Origin of the sequence: Aeromonas sp. QDB11, assembly GCF_027705265.1 — a bacterium.
Lineage (GTDB): Bacteria > Pseudomonadota > Gammaproteobacteria > Enterobacterales > Aeromonadaceae > Aeromonas > Aeromonas allosaccharophila.
Map to the genome: position 1 here is coordinate 1 of NZ_JAPDBM010000065.1, position 15,179 is coordinate 15,179.

The 15,179-nt window shown below is 61.7% G+C and carries 13 protein-coding genes; 6 read left to right on the forward strand and 7 right to left on the reverse strand.

Annotated features, from left to right (window positions below; genetic code table 11):
• The first annotated feature begins 63 nt into the window (after positions 1-63).
• The gene (dcuC, locus tag OKC40_RS18115; RefSeq protein WP_333563275.1) at positions 64-1,380 is read left to right on the forward strand and encodes a C4-dicarboxylate transporter DcuC; all 1,317 of its coding nucleotides are present in this window, start codon (positions 64-66) and stop codon (positions 1,378-1,380) included.
• 134 nt (positions 1,381-1,514) lie between these two features.
• Positions 1,515-2,654: a M20 family metallopeptidase gene (locus OKC40_RS18120; protein ID WP_139709093.1), complete on the forward strand. Its 1,140-nt coding sequence runs from the start codon at positions 1,515-1,517 to the stop codon at positions 2,652-2,654.
• A 154-nt stretch (positions 2,655-2,808) separates the two neighbouring features.
• On the opposite strand, the gene OKC40_RS18125 is transcribed toward OKC40_RS18120, so the two are convergent.
• The 4 genes from OKC40_RS18125 to asnS form a co-directional block, all read right to left on the reverse strand.
• Entirely contained in the window at positions 2,809-3,465 is a 657-nt protein-coding gene (locus tag OKC40_RS18125) for an adenine nucleotide alpha hydrolase (protein ID WP_270796403.1), read from the reverse strand.
• 142 nt (positions 3,466-3,607) lie between these two features.
• Positions 3,608-4,951: an anaerobic C4-dicarboxylate transporter gene (locus OKC40_RS18130; RefSeq protein WP_042062536.1), complete on the reverse strand. Its 1,344-nt coding sequence runs from the start codon at positions 4,949-4,951 to the stop codon at positions 3,608-3,610.
• 377 nt (positions 4,952-5,328) lie between these two features.
• Positions 5,329-6,081, reverse strand: coding sequence for a substrate-binding periplasmic protein (locus OKC40_RS18135; RefSeq protein ID WP_270796405.1), 753 nt, complete (start codon positions 6,079-6,081; stop codon positions 5,329-5,331).
• Positions 6,082-6,191: 110 nt separating this feature from the next.
• Positions 6,192-7,592: an asparagine--tRNA ligase gene (asnS, locus tag OKC40_RS18140; RefSeq protein WP_075114525.1), complete on the reverse strand. Its 1,401-nt coding sequence runs from the start codon at positions 7,590-7,592 to the stop codon at positions 6,192-6,194.
• 200 nt (positions 7,593-7,792) lie between these two features.
• Between asnS and OKC40_RS18145 the strand changes: the two genes are divergently transcribed.
• Positions 7,793-8,137, forward strand: coding sequence for a hypothetical protein (locus tag OKC40_RS18145; RefSeq protein WP_042062540.1), 345 nt, complete (start codon positions 7,793-7,795; stop codon positions 8,135-8,137).
• A gap of 9 nt (positions 8,138-8,146) precedes the next feature.
• On the opposite strand, the gene OKC40_RS18150 is transcribed toward OKC40_RS18145, so the two are convergent.
• From OKC40_RS18150 to bioA, 3 genes are all read right to left on the reverse strand, one after another.
• Complete coding sequence (locus OKC40_RS18150; RefSeq protein WP_270796408.1) at positions 8,147-8,959, reverse strand: HAMP domain-containing protein; 813 nt, start codon at positions 8,957-8,959, stop codon at positions 8,147-8,149.
• Positions 8,960-8,976: 17 nt separating this feature from the next.
• A complete protein-coding gene (locus OKC40_RS18155) occupies positions 8,977-10,305 on the reverse strand; it encodes an IS4 family transposase (protein ID WP_270796410.1) in 1,329 nt (442 codons plus the stop codon).
• Between the two features lie 265 nt (positions 10,306-10,570).
• Positions 10,571-11,845, reverse strand: a complete 1,275-nt coding sequence (gene bioA, locus OKC40_RS18160) for an adenosylmethionine--8-amino-7-oxononanoate transaminase (RefSeq protein WP_270796411.1) — start codon at positions 11,843-11,845, stop codon at positions 10,571-10,573.
• Between the two features lie 191 nt (positions 11,846-12,036).
• Here bioA and bioB point away from each other — a divergent pair, with 191 nt between their 5' ends.
• From bioB to bioC, 3 genes are read left to right on the forward strand one after another with little or no spacing between them, the layout of a single operon-like run.
• Positions 12,037-13,125 carry a biotin synthase BioB gene (bioB, locus tag OKC40_RS18165; protein WP_270796413.1) on the forward strand — a complete coding sequence of 363 codons (1,089 nt, stop codon included), beginning with the start codon at positions 12,037-12,039 and terminating at the stop codon, positions 13,123-13,125.
• Positions 13,122-14,318 (forward strand): 8-amino-7-oxononanoate synthase, encoded by a 1,197-nt coding sequence (gene bioF, locus OKC40_RS18170; protein ID WP_270796416.1) that lies wholly within the window; start codon positions 13,122-13,124, stop codon positions 14,316-14,318. Before bioB ends, bioF begins: the two co-directional genes overlap by 4 nt.
• Positions 14,311-15,126 carry a malonyl-ACP O-methyltransferase BioC gene (bioC, locus tag OKC40_RS18175; RefSeq protein WP_270796417.1) on the forward strand — a complete coding sequence of 272 codons (816 nt, stop codon included), beginning with the start codon at positions 14,311-14,313 and terminating at the stop codon, positions 15,124-15,126. Before bioF ends, bioC begins: the two co-directional genes overlap by 8 nt.
• Positions 15,127-15,179: the final 53 nt, after the last annotated feature.

The window sequence follows — 15,179 nt, forward strand, 5'->3', positions numbered from 1 at the left end:
GCCCGAGAAACCCGAGCCGGAGCAGAAAGAGGCTGCTTAAAACAGCTTTGCGCGACAACTATCTTGAAAAACGCCGCGGTGCTGGCGCTGGCGGGCATGGCCATTTTTGCGGTGGCCTACTGGCTGGGGCTGCACCCCATTCTCCCCGCTGACAAGAGCACCGGCTTCGCCCTGTTCGACCTGTTCGAAGTGTTCAAGGGGATCTTCTCCTATCGCGCGGCGGGGCTCGGTCTCACCATCATGGCAGTCGCAGGCTTTGCCACCTACATGTCCCACATCGGAGCCTCCCAGGCGCTGGTGCGGGTGGCAGTCAAACCGGTGGCTGGCATCCAGTCCAGCTACCTGATGCTCTCCATCTGTTATCTGGTGGCGGTATTTGTCTCCCTGTTCGTTACCTCTGCCACCGGCCTTGGTCTGCTGTTGATGGTCACCATGTATCCGGTGATGCGCAACCTCGGCATCAGCCCTGCCTCCGCCTGTGGCGTCATCGCCACCTCACAGGCGTTCGAGATTGGCCCGACCCAGACCAACGCCATCTTCTCCGCCGGTCAATCCGGCATGGATCCGACCAGCTATTTCGTCGACTACCAGATCTGGCTGGTGGCTCCCATGCTGCTGGTGACCATGGTGCTGCACTTCTTCTGGCAGCGTCACTGTGACCGCAAGGATGGCTGGGATCCCGCCCAGCATCGCGGCGATCACGCAGAGCTGGACGAACAGGGTGCCGAGAGCGTGCAGGCGCCCACCTGGTATGCCCTGCTGCCCGTCATCCCCTTCGTGTTGATGATGACCTTCTCCAAGCTGCTGGTGAGCGATATCAAGATGAGCGTGGAGGTGGCCATGCTGCTGTCGGTCTTTATCGGCATGCTGTGTGAGCTGCTGCGCAGCCGCTCGGTACGCACCGCCTTTGCCGGGCTATCCAGCTTCCTCGACGGCATGGGCAAGGTGTTTGGCCCTGTGGTGGCACTCATCGTCTGTGCCGAGCTGTTTGCCGAATCCCTGAAAGCCATCGGTGCCATCGATACCCTGCTGCACTCAGCCAGCAACGCCGGTATCGGCAGCGGTCTGATGACGCTGGTGATGGTGGCGCTGATCATGGTGGCGGCAGTCATCATGGGCTCCGGCAATGCGGCGTTCTTGAGCTTCTCGACCCTGGCACCGGCGGTGGCGGCCAAGTTTGGCGTGCCGGCGGTGACCATGTTGCTGCCGATGCAGCTCGCCTCCAGCATTGGCCGCACCATCTCCCCCATCGCGGCGGTGCTGATCGCCTGTGCGGGGATTGCCAAGGTGTCGCCCTTTACCGTGGTCAAGCGCACCAGCGTGCCGATGGCGGGGGCGCTGGTGACGGCGCTGACCCTCAACTATCTGCTGTTCATGTAGTGATATGAGTTATGTAGTGGTGTTTGGAATTTAGCGGTCGGGCGGGTGGCATGGCTGCCCGCCTTTTTCTCACTGTGTCGCATTGTTGCAATTGACGATCGGCCATCAACGCTGATTGTTGCATGGAGAAGATAATGACAGTTGTAAAGAGCCCGTTTTCCCTCGAGAGCTATCTGGCCGACTTGGCCCCGCTGATCAATCTCGATTGCGGCACCCGCACCCCGGCCGGGGTGGCTCGGGTGGCCGATATCATGACCGAGAAATATGAGGCTATCGGCTGGCAGGTGACCCGCCACCAGTTCGCCGCCGAGTGCGGCCCCTGCCTCGAGATCACCAATGCGCCCGGTGCCGATCACTACGACGTGATGCTGTGCGGCCACATGGATACCGTCTTCCCCGAGGGAACGGCGGCCAAGCGCCCGCTGAAAATCGAAGGCAATCAAGCCTTTGGCCCCGGCGTGTCGGACATGAAGAGCGGCCTGCTCTCCCTTTGGTATGCCCTGAAGGGGATGGACCCGGCGGTGCTGGCCAAACTCAAGGTGCTGGTCTGCTACAACTGCGACGAGGAGGTGGGTTCCCCCTGGTCGAAGAATTGGCTGGTCGAGCGAGCCAAACAGAGTGGCTGTGTGCTGGTGGCCGAAGCGGCGCGCCCCAACGGGGATCTCATCAGTGCTCGTAAGGGCAATGCCAAGTACCGCATTACCTTCCACGGCAAGGCCTCCCATGCCGGTTCGGCGCTGACCGAAGGGGTCTCTGCCATTACAGAGCTCGCTCATTGGGTGCTGGCCATCAACGAGCAGGTCAATATGACCACGGGCACCACCATGAACGTCGGCGTGGTACAGGGCGGCACCGGTGTCAACGTGGTGCCGGACTTTGCCGAGGCGATCGTCGATCTGCGCTTCTGGAGCAACGAAGAGGCTGCTGCGGTTCACGACCGGCTCACCTTTATGGCCAACAACCCCTTCCTCGCGGGCTGCCGGGTCGAGGTGGATCGCCAGACCTTCAAGCCGGCGATGCGCCCGAGCGGTGACACCGAGGCGCTGATGGCGCTGGTAGAGGAGGCAGCCAAAGAGGAGGGGATCCCCTTCAACTGGCTGGAGGCCGGTGGCGGCTCGGATGCCAACTTCACCGCTGCCGCAGGTGTGCCGTCGCTGGATGGCTTCGGCCCCATGGGGGGCGGTTTCCACTCGGAGGCGGAATTCCTGCTGCTGGAGAGCATCGAACCGCGCATCCGCCTGCTGCAGCGGGTGCTGGGCAAGCTGGCGAAATAAGCCGGTTTATCCCTTGTTCGGGTCGTCATGGCCCGCTCAAAACTGGTCCGCTTAAAACAGGCCCGTTCAAATCCAAACGGGAGGCTGTTGCCTCCCGTTTTTTTATCTCGATTTTGCGCGCGCTGAGCGAGCGGGCCAGATGGGCTTGGCGCCGTTACCCCTGTGGCTCGGCCAGATAGGCCAGATGATCCTGCCGCGCCACCTGCCAGCCATCGAGGTGCAGCGGGGCGGCAAAACCCGGGCCGTCAGTCACCATGGTGTGGTACTCCCCCTGCTCGCCGCAGGCATCGAAGCCCTCGCGCTCGGCCAGTTGTTGCAGCTCGCTGAGGGTGGTGGCATCCAGGATACGTCCGGCCCACTCGGGGGCCAGCACCCGGGTATCGACACAGGATAGGTGGGCGACGATGCCGCGGGCCAGCATATCCGCCAGCAAGGCTTGGCGAGATTGCTGCCAGAGCGGGGTATGGACGGTGAGCCCGAGCGGGCGGCAGCGTTCGCGGATCCAGTTTGGTGCGCCCCCCACGCTGTCGATATCGCCGGTCACCACCCCATCCAGAATCCACTCCTGCTGCAAGCGGCTTAGCGCCGTCTCATAACTCTGCTCGAATGGCGCTTCGATGGTGACCAGCAGATGGGGCAGCCCGAGGGCCGCCGCCTGACGGCGCACCAGCGGCAGGGGATGAGCGAGAAAGCGAGGCGCTGGCGGGGCAAAGGTGGCCAGTGCCACCACCTGATGGCCCGCAGCGCGGGCATGACAGAGGGCCAGCATGGCATCTTTGCCACCGCTCCAGAGCAGGATGACGCGAGACATGGGGGGATTCCGGTGGTGAACGAGGGGGCATGCTACCCAGTGGCGGGGGCGCAGGTAAAGCGGATGGATCAATCGGAGCGCAAAAAAGCAACGGGCCCGCGATGGGGCCCGTTGAGCGGTGACGTGATAAACGCCGCTGCGATTACAGCAAAATGGTGGTCAGCAGATAACCCACGGCACTGGCGCTGCTCACCCCGATCAGCCCCGGAATGATGAAGCTGTGGTTGATGATGAACTTGCCGATGCGGGTGGTGCCGGAGCGGTCGAAACCGATACAGGCCAGATCGCTCGGGTAGGTCGGCAGCACGAAGTAGCCGTAGCTCGCCGGCAAGAAGGCGATCAGCAGTTTCGGCTCAACGCCCAGTGCCAGACCCATGGGGGCGATGGCGGTCAGGGCGGCGGCCTGGCTGTTTACCAGCTTGGAGATGAGGAACAGTACTAGAGCGTAGGTCCAGGGCTGGGCCTGTACCACGTGGGCCAGGGTCTCTTTGAGCAGCGGCATGTGGGCCTGGAAGAAGGTCTCACTCATCCATGCAACCCCGAACACGGAGAAGATGGCGACCATGCCGGCCTTGAAGACGGCGCCGTTGGAGATATCACCCGGCTTGACCTTGCAGCGCATCAGGATGATGGCACCGGCGATCAGCATCATCATCTGGATCACCAGGTTCATGGAGAGCGGGCCGGTCTTGTCCTTGATGGTGAACACCGGACGCAGACCTTCGTTGGCACCGAGCAATACCACGGCAGCGATGGCGGCGAAGAAGATCCAGGTAGACCAGTAGGCCTCTTTCGGGAACTTGGTGTTGAGCAGAGTTTCACCGCCGCCGTAGATGAAGGCGCGTTGCTCCGGATCCTTGATCTTGGCCTGGAACTCTTCGTCCTTGTCCAGATCCTTGCCGCGACGCAGGCTCCACAGGGCCGCCATGACCACACCGGTCAGGGAGGAGGGGATGGCGACCATCAGGATGTCGAGCAGGCCGTAAGCCTGACCGATGCCGTGACCGGCAGCCAGAATGGAGACCATGGAGACCACGGCAACGGAGACCGGGGAGGCACAGATCGCCATCTGGGAGGCAACGGATGCCACGGCCATCGGGCGCTCGGGACGGATGTTCTTCTGCAGCGCGATGTCAGCGATGATGGGGAACATGGTGTAGACCACGTGGCCGGTACCGCACAGGAAGGTGAGGGTCCAGGTCGTCAGCGGCGCCAGGATAGTGATGTATTGCGGGTGACGGCGCAGCAGACGCTCGGCCACTTGCATCATCAGGTTGAGGCCACCGGCAGTCTGCAGGGTGGCGGCACAGCCGATCACCGCCAGAATGGTCAGCATCACCTGCACCGGCGGTTCGCCTGGCACCAGGCCGAAGACGAAGGTCAGCAGGAAGAGACCGATACCACTGATGAGACCGAGTCCCATGCCCCCAAAGCGGGTACCCAGCAGCAAACAGCCGAGTACCACTAAAAATTCCATCAAGATCATTCCGTTACCTCGTGTGATTCAACCCATATTGCCGCGGGTAGCCTGAACCATGAATTGTCGTTGTCTGTTTTATTTAGCCCAAAAGGGTTAGTTGCTATTCTGCTCCCCTGCAAAAGTGAAAAAATTGAGTTACTTCAATAACTCGATGAATTTTAGATTAAACCACTTAAAAACCACGTGCTGATAAAAGCATCACTTCTTCAAGGGTATGGTATCACTCTGGACTCACCCGCCAGGTCGCCACAGAGGGCGTCATGACGGGAAAAAAGGCTGCAAGAGAGGCGTCAGAAAAGGTCTGGATCACCGGAGAATAGGCGCTAAAAGCGCGGGTTCGGACGATATTTTCCGCCAAGTTGGGGGTTCTGTGAGTCTGATTGTCAGGGGGCGGGCGGTGACTGCAGATAGCGGCGTTGATAATCCTCACTTAGCTGCACAATATCGAGTCTTGCAATGGCCTGCGCCACCCGTTGTTGCAGTGCCTGTTGGTCGGGGTGAAACATGATGTGCAGGCTCTTGTGCTCGAGGATCCGCGGGTGAAACTGTAACCCGGCCACTTGCAACTGGCGGTCGTGATTGATCAGCCAGTGAAAGACATCCCGGTCGATGACCGCCAGATCGAGCCGGTTGCGCTGCAGTTTGCGCAGATTGAGCAGGTCTTCATCGACGGTAAACGTATTCAGGCGCTTGTTCACCATCAGGGTATCGAACTCTCGAGTATTGACGTACCCCTCCACCACGCCGATCCGGTAGGGGGCGAGATCCTCGAGCTGCTGCCAGAGGATAGGCGCCCCGGCCCGCTGCGCCATGCCCAGCACGCTGTCGCCCAAGCTGGGGGAGCTGCGCCACAGGGTGGGCAGGGTGTCGGAGAGGTACTCGGGAAAATAGCCGCTGTAGGGCTCGGCCGGATCGGCGGCCAGCCGCACCGCCCGTTGCCAGGGGTAGAAGTCGAACTCCACTTCCAGTCCCGCCTCGGCAAAGGCGCGCTTGACGATGTGACCGGTGAGGCCACCATCGGGCAGGCTCTGGCTGGTGTAGGGGGGCCACTCCAGAGTGGCCAGACGAACGGGCTTGGCCCACAGTGAAACAGGCATGCAGAACAGCAATAGCGAGAACAGCAGGCGATATCCCATGGGCGACCCGTTCCTTGTGCCGATTGGTTCTGAGTATCACCCATAACGGTGACAATAAAAAAGCCGACCCAGAGGTCGGCTTTTGCAATGCAGTGGCAAGATGCCGCTGATCAGAACTCGGCGGTACGCGGTGTACGCGGGAACGGGATCACGTCACGGACGTTGCCCATGCCGGTCACGTAGACCACCAGACGCTCGAAGCCCAGACCGAAGCCGGAGTGCGGCACGGTACCGTAGCGACGCAGGTCGCGGTACCACCAGTAATCTTCCTTGTTCAGACCCATCTCGGCCAGACGGGCATCCAGCACGTCCAGACGCTCTTCACGCTGGGAACCACCGATGATCTCGCCGATACCCGGTGCCAGTACGTCCATGGCGGCAACGGTCTTGCCGTCGTCGTTGAGGCGCATGTAGAAGGCCTTGATATCTTTCGGGTAGTTCTTCACCACCACCGGAGACTTGAAGTGCTCCTCGGCCAGATAGCGCTCGTGCTCGGAGGAGAGATCGATACCCCAGGAGACCGGGAACTCGAACTTCTTGCCGCAGTTTTTCAGCACTTCGATGGCATCGGTGTAGTCGATCTGGGCGAAGTCGGAGGAGACGAAACGCTCCAGACGGTCGATGGCATCCTTGTCCACGTGCTGGGCGAAGAACTCCAGATCGTCGCGACGTTCGGTCAGCACGGCGTTGAAGACATACTTCAGCATGGCTTCGGCCAGCGCGGCGTTGGCGGCCAGATCGTTGAAGGCCACTTCCGGCTCAACCATCCAGAACTCGGCCAGGTGACGGCTGGTGTTGGAGTTTTCAGCGCGGAAGGTCGGGCCGAAGGTGTAGACCTTGGAGAGGGCGCAGGCATAGGTTTCGGCGTTCAGCTGGCCGGATACGGTCAGGAAAGCCTCTTTGCCAAAGAAATCTTCGTTGTAGTCCACCTTGCCGGCGTCGGTGCGCGGCAGGTTTTCCATGTCCAGGGTGGAGACGCGGAACATCTCGCCGGCACCTTCGGTGTCAGAGGCAGTGATGAGCGGGGTCGCAACCCAGAGGAAACCCTCTTCGTGGAAGAAGCGGTGAATGGCTTGCGCCAGGCAGTGACGAACGCGGGTCACGGCGCCAACGATGTTGGTGCGCGGGCGCAGGTGGGCCTGTTCACGCAGGTATTCGATGCTGTGGCGCTTGGCGGCCATCGGGTAGGTGTCCGGATCTTCGACCCAGCCGATCACCTTCACGTCGGTCGCTTGCAGTTCGAAAGCCTGGCCGCTGCCCTGAGAGGCGGCAACCACGCCGGTCACTTCCACGGAGCAGGCAGTGGTCAGACGCAGCACTTCATTCTCGTAATTGGCCAGGGTATTGGGGACAACTGCTTGTACCGGATGGAAACAGGAGCCATCGGATACGGCCAAAAATGAGATCCCCGCCTTGGAATCACGGCGAGTCCGGATCCACCCTTTTACAGTTTGGGTGGTGCCGACCGGATACTTACCGGCCAGCACATCTACTACGGATGCGTGCGTCATCGAAATATTGTCTCCAGCTTGTTCTTGCAGCGCTATTTGCAACACTAGGGAGTCTGGCCCGGGCACAGATGGCCCACCATGGCAGACTAAGCCGACAATCTTACCCGCGCGGGTTTGATAAACAAGCAAAAATGTCGGACTCTGGTGGGGTTTTCGGCATGGTTCACTCAACAAGAGTGTCACGGGCGCAGGAGAGGTGGGTGAAAGAGCGGCGGCAGGGGCCAGATTGGCTGACACGGGTGTTGCGGGTGCTGGTGCTGCTCTGTTGGGGCGGCTTTATCGTGCTGCTCTCGCTCTATCACTATGCCCGCCCCGAGATTGCCTACGGTTTTCTGGTCTATGGCGGGATCAAGGTGCGTGACTATTGGGATCCGGCGCTGACCCCCTGGCTGGTACACGGACTCTGGGGCTGCTGCGCCCTGACGCTGGCGGTGTTTTTGCTGGAACGCAAGCGCAGCCGCCGTCGGGATGATGCCCTGCATGTCAATCTGGCGATCCTGCTATTGGTGCTGATCGCCGGATTGCTCTTCTATTACGTCGGTTAATCGCCCGCCTCAACGGGGTTGATCCTGCTCCTGCCTGCTTGCCTTGGGACGCTTGCCGAGCTGGCGCTCCACGCTGTCGAGCATCTGGTTGTAGGCCACGGCCACCCGGCCAATTTCGTCGCCGTCATCCCCCTCCAGCCGGTGGCCGAAGTCGTGCAAGTCGGTCGCCTCTTCCATGGAGCGGGTCAACTGGTTGAGGGGGCGTACGATCCAGGTGCGGATGACCCAGAGGGTCAGCAGCAGCCCCAGCCCGAAGATGCCGGTGAGGATCAGCGCCGAAGTGAGGATGTTCTGCTCGACCCGGGTAAACAAAGAGTCGAGGGAGTAGTCAAAGCGCACCGCGCCGAGCACGGTGTTTTCCGGCACCAGATGGCAGCTGGTGCAGTCGGTGCCGCGAAAATCCTTCTTGGCCAGCAGCGGTCGGGTGACCACCAGACGGCTGTGCATGCCGTCGTGAACTACTTCCAGACTCCCTTTACCGGCCAGTGCCAGCTGATCGTATTCATCCTTGCTCTGTTCGCTCTCCCGGCCCGGACCGTACTGTTTGCTCACCGCCTCGCCACGGACGATGCGGGCATCCTCCACATGGGCGTGATCGAGAAACTTGCCGCGCAGGGTATCGCGGGCATCCATCTTGCCGGTCAGCATCAGCATGTTGAGGCCGTCGAAGTAGGCTTCGGTCTGCTCGCGGCTCTGCTCCTTGATGAGGGTCAGGATGAGATCGCGCTCGCGCACCGCCTGATAGGCGGCGGAGAAGACCAGTACCATGGAGAAGATGAAGAGCAGGAAAAAGTTGATTTTGGCAGCAATGGAGAGGCGCATGGGCTAATGCCAGTCAGTTAAGCCTGACTGGCATTGTTTTTATTGGCTTTTTTCACACTATACCTCTGGGGCCTTGGCTTCACGCAGCGGGGGTAACTTCGCTCCCTTCGTTCCGGCAGCACAAACTGTCCCGCCTGTTTCTCCAGGTCAGCTACCCGCTTCGGGATAGTACCCGGTGATAGGTACGGCATGCAGCTCAGTTCATGGATAAGATAGACCGACGCCATGTGAAAACTCAGCTGGCTGGCCGTGTATCCCTTCAGGCTCGCCGCCATCTTCACCATCTGGCTGCGCAGCAGGTTGTACGCCAACAGCACGCCCCATAGCTCTTGCCGTATTCCCGCCGCCTTTTTGCTGCGCAGGGTCAATCGGTGTTGTTGCAGGCTGTGCTTCATCTCCCGATAGCCCAACTCGATTTCCCAGCGGTGGCTGTAGAGTTCGACAATGTCGGCGCCCGGGAAACGCATCGGGTCTACCATCGAGGTCAGCACTTGGCGCTCCTTGCCGTTGATAGTGCGAGTCAGCAAGCGGGCTTCCACCGTGTCCGGTAGTTGCGGCCACTTCTTCCTCGCCTGTGGACTGGTATTGAGATGCACCAACACATCCTGACGCCCCAGCTTGCGCACCACCTCGTATTGCGTGCCCTTTTTGAGTGGCAGCAGCCAGTGGCGCTCGCAGCCGGTGGTTTGCCAGGCATGGAGCAAGCCAAGCGAATAGAACCCCTTGTCGAACAGGGTCAGCGAGTGGTCTGGCGTGCGTTCGATAAGCTGCTCGGCCAGCACCATCTCGTTGACGGCGCAGCTTTCCATGACGGCTTGCGTGAGCAGATGGCTGGTGAGTTCCATCTGGCAGAGCATCCGTACCTGCGGATAGGCAGTCTCCCCATGCTGGGTGCCGGGTTTGGCAAAGGCGGCGGCATTGTCCGGGGTATCGGGGGTACGCCACATCACGCCATCGACGGCGAGCAGTTGCAGCCCGGCCCAGCCGGGGTGATTGGCCTGCTGGTGCCAGAGCGAGGCGGTCTCGTGAAACAGCCGTTCGATACTCTTGTCCCCGAGCTTTTGGCGGGCTTGCAGGAAGGCGCTGGGGGCAACAAAGGGACGGTCACCGGGCAACAGGATATCGAGCTGATTGACCAGCTGGGTCATGGGGACGTGGCGGAATATGGCCATGCCGATGATGGCCCAGACTAGGCGCTCCATGGGCATGCGGCGACGGCGCAGGGTAGCGACGCCCTCTTCGCCGAGCAGCGTCATGATGAGCTCGGAGGGAATGAGGTCAGAGAGTGACTCAAACTGAGCGGCATTGCTGGCGTGGAGGAAGTCGAGAGCCTGTACGATACGCATAAAAAATCCGAAACCAATCAACAGGTTTCGGATTTTTACACATCAGGAGGATCGGTCAATGGATCCTTAACTGATCGGCATTAGGCGCATGGGCAGTCTTTCTTGATGGTAAAACCGCAGCAGTTTACCCCTCTTGGCGCCTCAGGTCTGGTGTTTTGCTCACATTACGGCAAGTGAAACCGCAGTGACGAAGATAAAGTTGCCCTCTATATATCTCAAATACGGGTAGTCAAACGGGCGGCGCGATGGCCGCCCGTCGCTTGCCTTAAAACTCGCCCTCGGCGATGGCCTGACGGATGGCGCCGGTCAATACCCCAAGCTCCTCCGGAGTGATGACGAAGGGGGGCATCAAGTAGACCAGCTTGCCAAAGGGGCGGATCCAGGCGCCCAGTTCGACAAACTTGCGCTGGATGCGCGCCACATCCACCCGCTCTTTCATCTCCACCACCCCGATGGCGCCGAGTACCCGCACATCGGCGACCGCCGGGTGCAGGGTCAGCTGCACCAGCTCGGTACGCAGCTGGTGCTCGATGGCGCGCACCCGCTCCTGCCACGGCGAGGCGAGCAGCAGATCGATGGAAGCGTTGGCCACCGCGCAGGCGAGCGGATTACCCATAAAGGTGGGGCCGTGCATAAAGACCCCCGCCTTGCCGTCGCAGATGGTGCGGGCGACATGCTCGGTGGTCAGGGTCGCCGAGAGGGTGAGATAGCCGCCAGTGAGCGCCTTGCCTAGACACATGATGTCGGGGCTGATCCCCGCCCAGTCGCAGGCAAACAGCTGGCCGGTGCGGCCAAAGCCGGTGGCAATCTCGTCGGCAATCAGCAGCACGCCGAACTCGTCGCACAGGGCGCGCACCCACTGCAGGTAGCGGGGGTGGTAGAAGCGCATACCGCCAGCCCCCTGCACGATGGGTTCGAGCACGATGGCGGCGATCTCTTCGTGATGATCGGCTACCAGCGTTGCCAGCTCCACCACGCACTGCTCGTCCCACTCGGCGTGGAAGCGGCAGCTGGGTGCCGGGGCGAAGTACTGCTCTGGCAGGAATCCCTGGTAGAGCTCATGCATGCCGCCATCGGGATCACAGACGCTCATGGCGCCAAAGGTGTCGCCGTGATAGCCGCCGCGCAGGGTGAGGAACTTGGCTCTGGGCGTGCCCTTGCTGTGCCAGTACTGCTGGGCCATCTTGAGCGCCACTTCCACTGCCACCGAGCCGGAATCGGCCAGAAACACCCGATCCAGTCCGGCCGGGGTGATCTCCACCAGTTTGCGACAGAGCTCGACCGCCGGAGCGTGGGTCAGGCCGCCGAACATCACGTGAGACATCTTGCCGAGCTGGGCGGTGGCCGCAGCATCCAGTTCCGGCACCTGATAACCGTGGACGCAGGCCCACCAGGAGCTCATGCCATCTACCAGTTCGCGGCCATCGCTGAGGGTGAGGGTCACCCCTTTGGCGCTGGCCACTTCATAGCAGGGCAGGGGATGGGTGAGGGAGGTATAGGGGTGCCAGACGTGGTGCAGGTCGAATTCTTGATTGGTCATTTGTTGTTCTATTGTCAATTTGTTTGATCTGGTCGGTGTTGACAGTCTACGCGCGCTCTCTACACTAGCCAACAATTTCAGCCACTTGGCGCCAGTCCTCACAGCGAGGAGGTCGGCCGATGGCGGCTTTTGCGGTCCTTCATCCCAGGATGGCGGCGCAGGATCCCACTTATAACAACTGGAAGCCATGTATGAATGCTCTCACCCTGGGCGGCCACGTCCTTCGTCACGACTGGACCCTCGCCGAGGTCCAGGCCCTGTTTGCCCTGCCATTCAACGATCTGCTGTTCCAGGCTCAGACCGTACACCGCGCCCATTTCGACCCGAACGAGGTGCAGGTGAGCACCCTGCTCTCCATCAAGACCGGCGCCTGCCCGGAGGATTGCAAATACTGCCCCCAGAGCGCCCGCTACCACACCGGGCTCGAGACCGAGCGGCTGATGGAGGTGGAAAAGGTGCTGGAGCGGGCCCGCGAGGCCAAGGCCAACGGCTCGTCGCGCTTCTGCATGGGGGCCGCCTGGCGCAACCCCAAAGAGAGGGACATGCCCTATATCCTGCGCATGGTCGAGGAGGTGCGCGGGCTGGGGATGGAGACCTGCATGACGCTAGGGATGCTGACTGCGGATCAGGCGGCGCGCCTGGGTGCTGCCGGGCTTGATTACTACAACCACAACCTCGACACCTCGCCGGAGTTCTACGGCGACATCATCACCACCCGCACCTATCAGGACCGCCTGGATACCCTGGAGCACGTGCGCGGCGCTGGCATGAAGGTCTGCTCCGGCGGCATCGTTGGCATGGGCGAACAGGCCAAAGACCGGGCGGGCCTGTTGATGGCGCTGGCCAACTTGCCCCGTCACCCTGAAAGCGTGCCCATCAACATGCTGGTCAAGGTGAAGGGGACGCCACTGGAGAACGAAGAGAACCTCGATCCGTTCGAATTTATCCGCACCATCGCCGTGGCGCGGATCATGATGCCCGCCTCCCATGTGCGCCTCTCTGCCGGGCGGGAGAAGATGAACGAGCAGATGCAGGCGATGTGCTTTATGGCGGGCGCCAACTCCATCTTCTACGGCTGCAAGCTGCTGACCACGCCGAACCCGGACGAAAACAGCGATATGCAGCTGTTCAAGCGGCTCGGCATTCGCCCTGCCCAGCGCGCCCAGAAGCCGGATCAGGTCCAAGAAGAGGAGCTGCTGGCCGAGGTGAGTCGCCAGAGCGAACCTGCCGAGATGTTTTATGACGCCACTCGCCCCCGTGCAGGGGCCGTGCGGTCATGACTGGCCCTGCAGTCACAGGCCCCTTTGCATTGGGCACGGCGCTGGCCGAGCGCGAGCAGGCCAATCTGCTGCGTCGCCGCATCGCGACGCAAGGCAGCGTGGCAGGGCGGTTACAGGTGGCCGGGCGTGATTACCTCAATTTCTCCGCCAACGAGTATCTGGGGCTGGCGGATCACGGCGCCATCAAAGCTGCCTTCAAAGCGGGGATTGAGCGTTATGGCACGGGCTCCGGCGCCTCGCCGCTGGTGACCGGTTACAGCCGCGCCCACCAACAGCTGGAAGAGACGCTTGCCGAGTGGTTAGGGGTGGAGGCGGTGCTGCTGTTCAACTGCGGTTTTTCGGCCAATCAGGCGGTGCTCAAAGCGCTGCTCGGCAAGGAGCATCTGTTGTGGCAGGACAAACTCAACCACGCCTCCCTGCAGGAGATGGGCAGCCAGCTCCCCTGCAAGATGAAGCGCTTTGGCCACAACGATATGAAGGCCCTTGAGCGGCTGCTTGAGCCGAATCGCGGGCTGATTGTTTCGGAAGGGGTGTTCAGCATGGATGGGGATCAGGCTCCCTGGACTGCACTTGCAACACTCGCCGCCCAAAGCGGCAACTGGCTGATGATCGACGATGCCCACGGCCTCGGCGTGCTGGGGCCAGAGGGGCGCGGCACGCTGGCGGCGCAGGGGGTTCAGCCTGCCAGTGTGCACATCCAGATGGGCACCTTTGGCAAGGCGCTTGGCGTCGCTGGCGCCTTTGTCGGCGGCAGCCGCGAGCTGGTGGATTATCTGGTCAACTTCGCCCGCCACTATGTCTACAGCACCCATATGCCCGCCGCGCAGGCTTGCGCAGTCAGCCAGAGTATCGAACTGGTGCGTGCCGCCGACGAGGCTCGTGCCCATCTTGGTCAGCTGATCACCCGTTTCCGACAAGGGGCACAGGGGCTGGGCTGGCAGCTTGGTGCGAGCGACACTCCAATCCAGCCGCTGCTGGTGGGGGAGAGCAGTGCCGCCCTGCAACTGGCCGAGCGACTGCGGGATCGCGGTGTCTGGGTGAGTGCTATCCGCCCGCCCACGGTGCCGGTCGGTACGGCGCGGCTGCGCATTACCTTGAGTGCGGCTCACCACGAACAGGATGTGGATCGCTTGCTAGATGCCCTTGGCCCCTGTTCGGGCAGTGCCAATCTGGAGGGCGTTCACCATGGATGAGCGCTTCCAGTCGGTGGACAAGGCGCAGCTTGCTCGCCGTTTCGGCGCCGCCGCCCGTCATTACGATGCCCACGCCCGCTTTCAGCAGGAGGTGGGTCAGGCGCTGCTGGAATGGATGCCGGACAGGGCGGTTGGCACTGATCTGACGGTGAGCGGGCTGGATCTGGGCTGCGGCACCGGTTTTTTCTTGCCTCAGCTTGCGAACCGCTGTCACCAGCTGGTGGGGCTGGATCTGGCCCCCGGCATGCTGGCGCAGGCCGCCCAGCGCGGCAGCGGTGCCTGTCTGCTCTGCGGCGATGCGGAGCAGCTTCCTTTCGCCGATAACGCGTTCGACTGGGTCTTCTCCAGTCTGGCGTTGCAGTGGTGCGAGCGTCCGGCTCACGCCTTTGGCGAGTTGCTGCGGGTGGTCAAACCGGGCGGCCATATCTTTTTCTCGACTCTGCTCGATGAGTCGCTCTGGCAGTTGCGAGCTGCTTGGCAGCAGCTTGATGGTCGCGCCCATGTCAATCGCTTCCTCAGCCTGTCACAATTGGAGCAGGCGCTCGCCGCCGCCGGGGTAGCCTCTCCCGAGCTGCGGTGTGTCACCTGGGATCTCGCCTATCTTGAATTGCCGCAGCTGCTGCGCGATCTCAAGGGGATCGGGGCCAATCAGGTCAACGACAATCAGGGGGGCACCGCCTCGGCCGGTCTGAGCGGTCGCGCCAGATTGCAGCAGCTGGCTCAGGCGTATGAGGCGTTTCGCCAGCCCGACGGCAGGCTCGTCGCCAGTTATCGGGTGTGCCTCGGTCGTCTCAGCAAGCCTCGCTGAGCGCCGGGAATCGCAGTATGTGCAGGGCAGTGTGCCACTCCCTGCCAAGGAGA

What these genes read in the sequence shown, in the direction of transcription:
- OKC40_RS18120 (WP_139709093.1), top strand. Translation starts at nt 1,515, where the DNA reads ATGACAGTTGTAAAGAGCCCGTTTTCCCTCGAGAGCTATCTGGCCGAC.
- OKC40_RS18125 (WP_270796403.1), bottom strand. Translation starts at nt 3,465, where the DNA reads ATGTCTCGCGTCATCCTGCTCTGGAGCGGTGGCAAAGATGCCATGCTG.
- OKC40_RS18130 (WP_042062536.1), bottom strand. Translation starts at nt 4,951, where the DNA reads ATGATCTTGATGGAATTTTTAGTGGTACTCGGCTGTTTGCTGCTGGGT.
- OKC40_RS18135 (WP_270796405.1), bottom strand. Translation starts at nt 6,081, where the DNA reads ATGGGATATCGCCTGCTGTTCTCGCTATTGCTGTTCTGCATGCCTGTT.
- asnS (WP_075114525.1), bottom strand. Translation starts at nt 7,592, where the DNA reads ATGACGCACGCATCCGTAGTAGATGTGCTGGCCGGTAAGTATCCGGTC.
- OKC40_RS18150 (WP_270796408.1), bottom strand. Translation starts at nt 8,959, where the DNA reads ATGCGCCTCTCCATTGCTGCCAAAATCAACTTTTTCCTGCTCTTCATC.
- OKC40_RS18155 (WP_270796410.1), bottom strand. Translation starts at nt 10,305, where the DNA reads ATGCGTATCGTACAGGCTCTCGACTTCCTCCACGCCAGCAATGCCGCT.
- bioA (WP_270796411.1), bottom strand. Translation starts at nt 11,845, where the DNA reads ATGACCAATCAAGAATTCGACCTGCACCACGTCTGGCACCCCTATACC.
- bioB (WP_270796413.1), top strand. Translation starts at nt 12,037, where the DNA reads ATGAATGCTCTCACCCTGGGCGGCCACGTCCTTCGTCACGACTGGACC.
- bioF (WP_270796416.1), top strand. Translation starts at nt 13,122, where the DNA reads ATGACTGGCCCTGCAGTCACAGGCCCCTTTGCATTGGGCACGGCGCTG.
- bioC (WP_270796417.1), top strand. Translation starts at nt 14,311, where the DNA reads ATGGATGAGCGCTTCCAGTCGGTGGACAAGGCGCAGCTTGCTCGCCGT.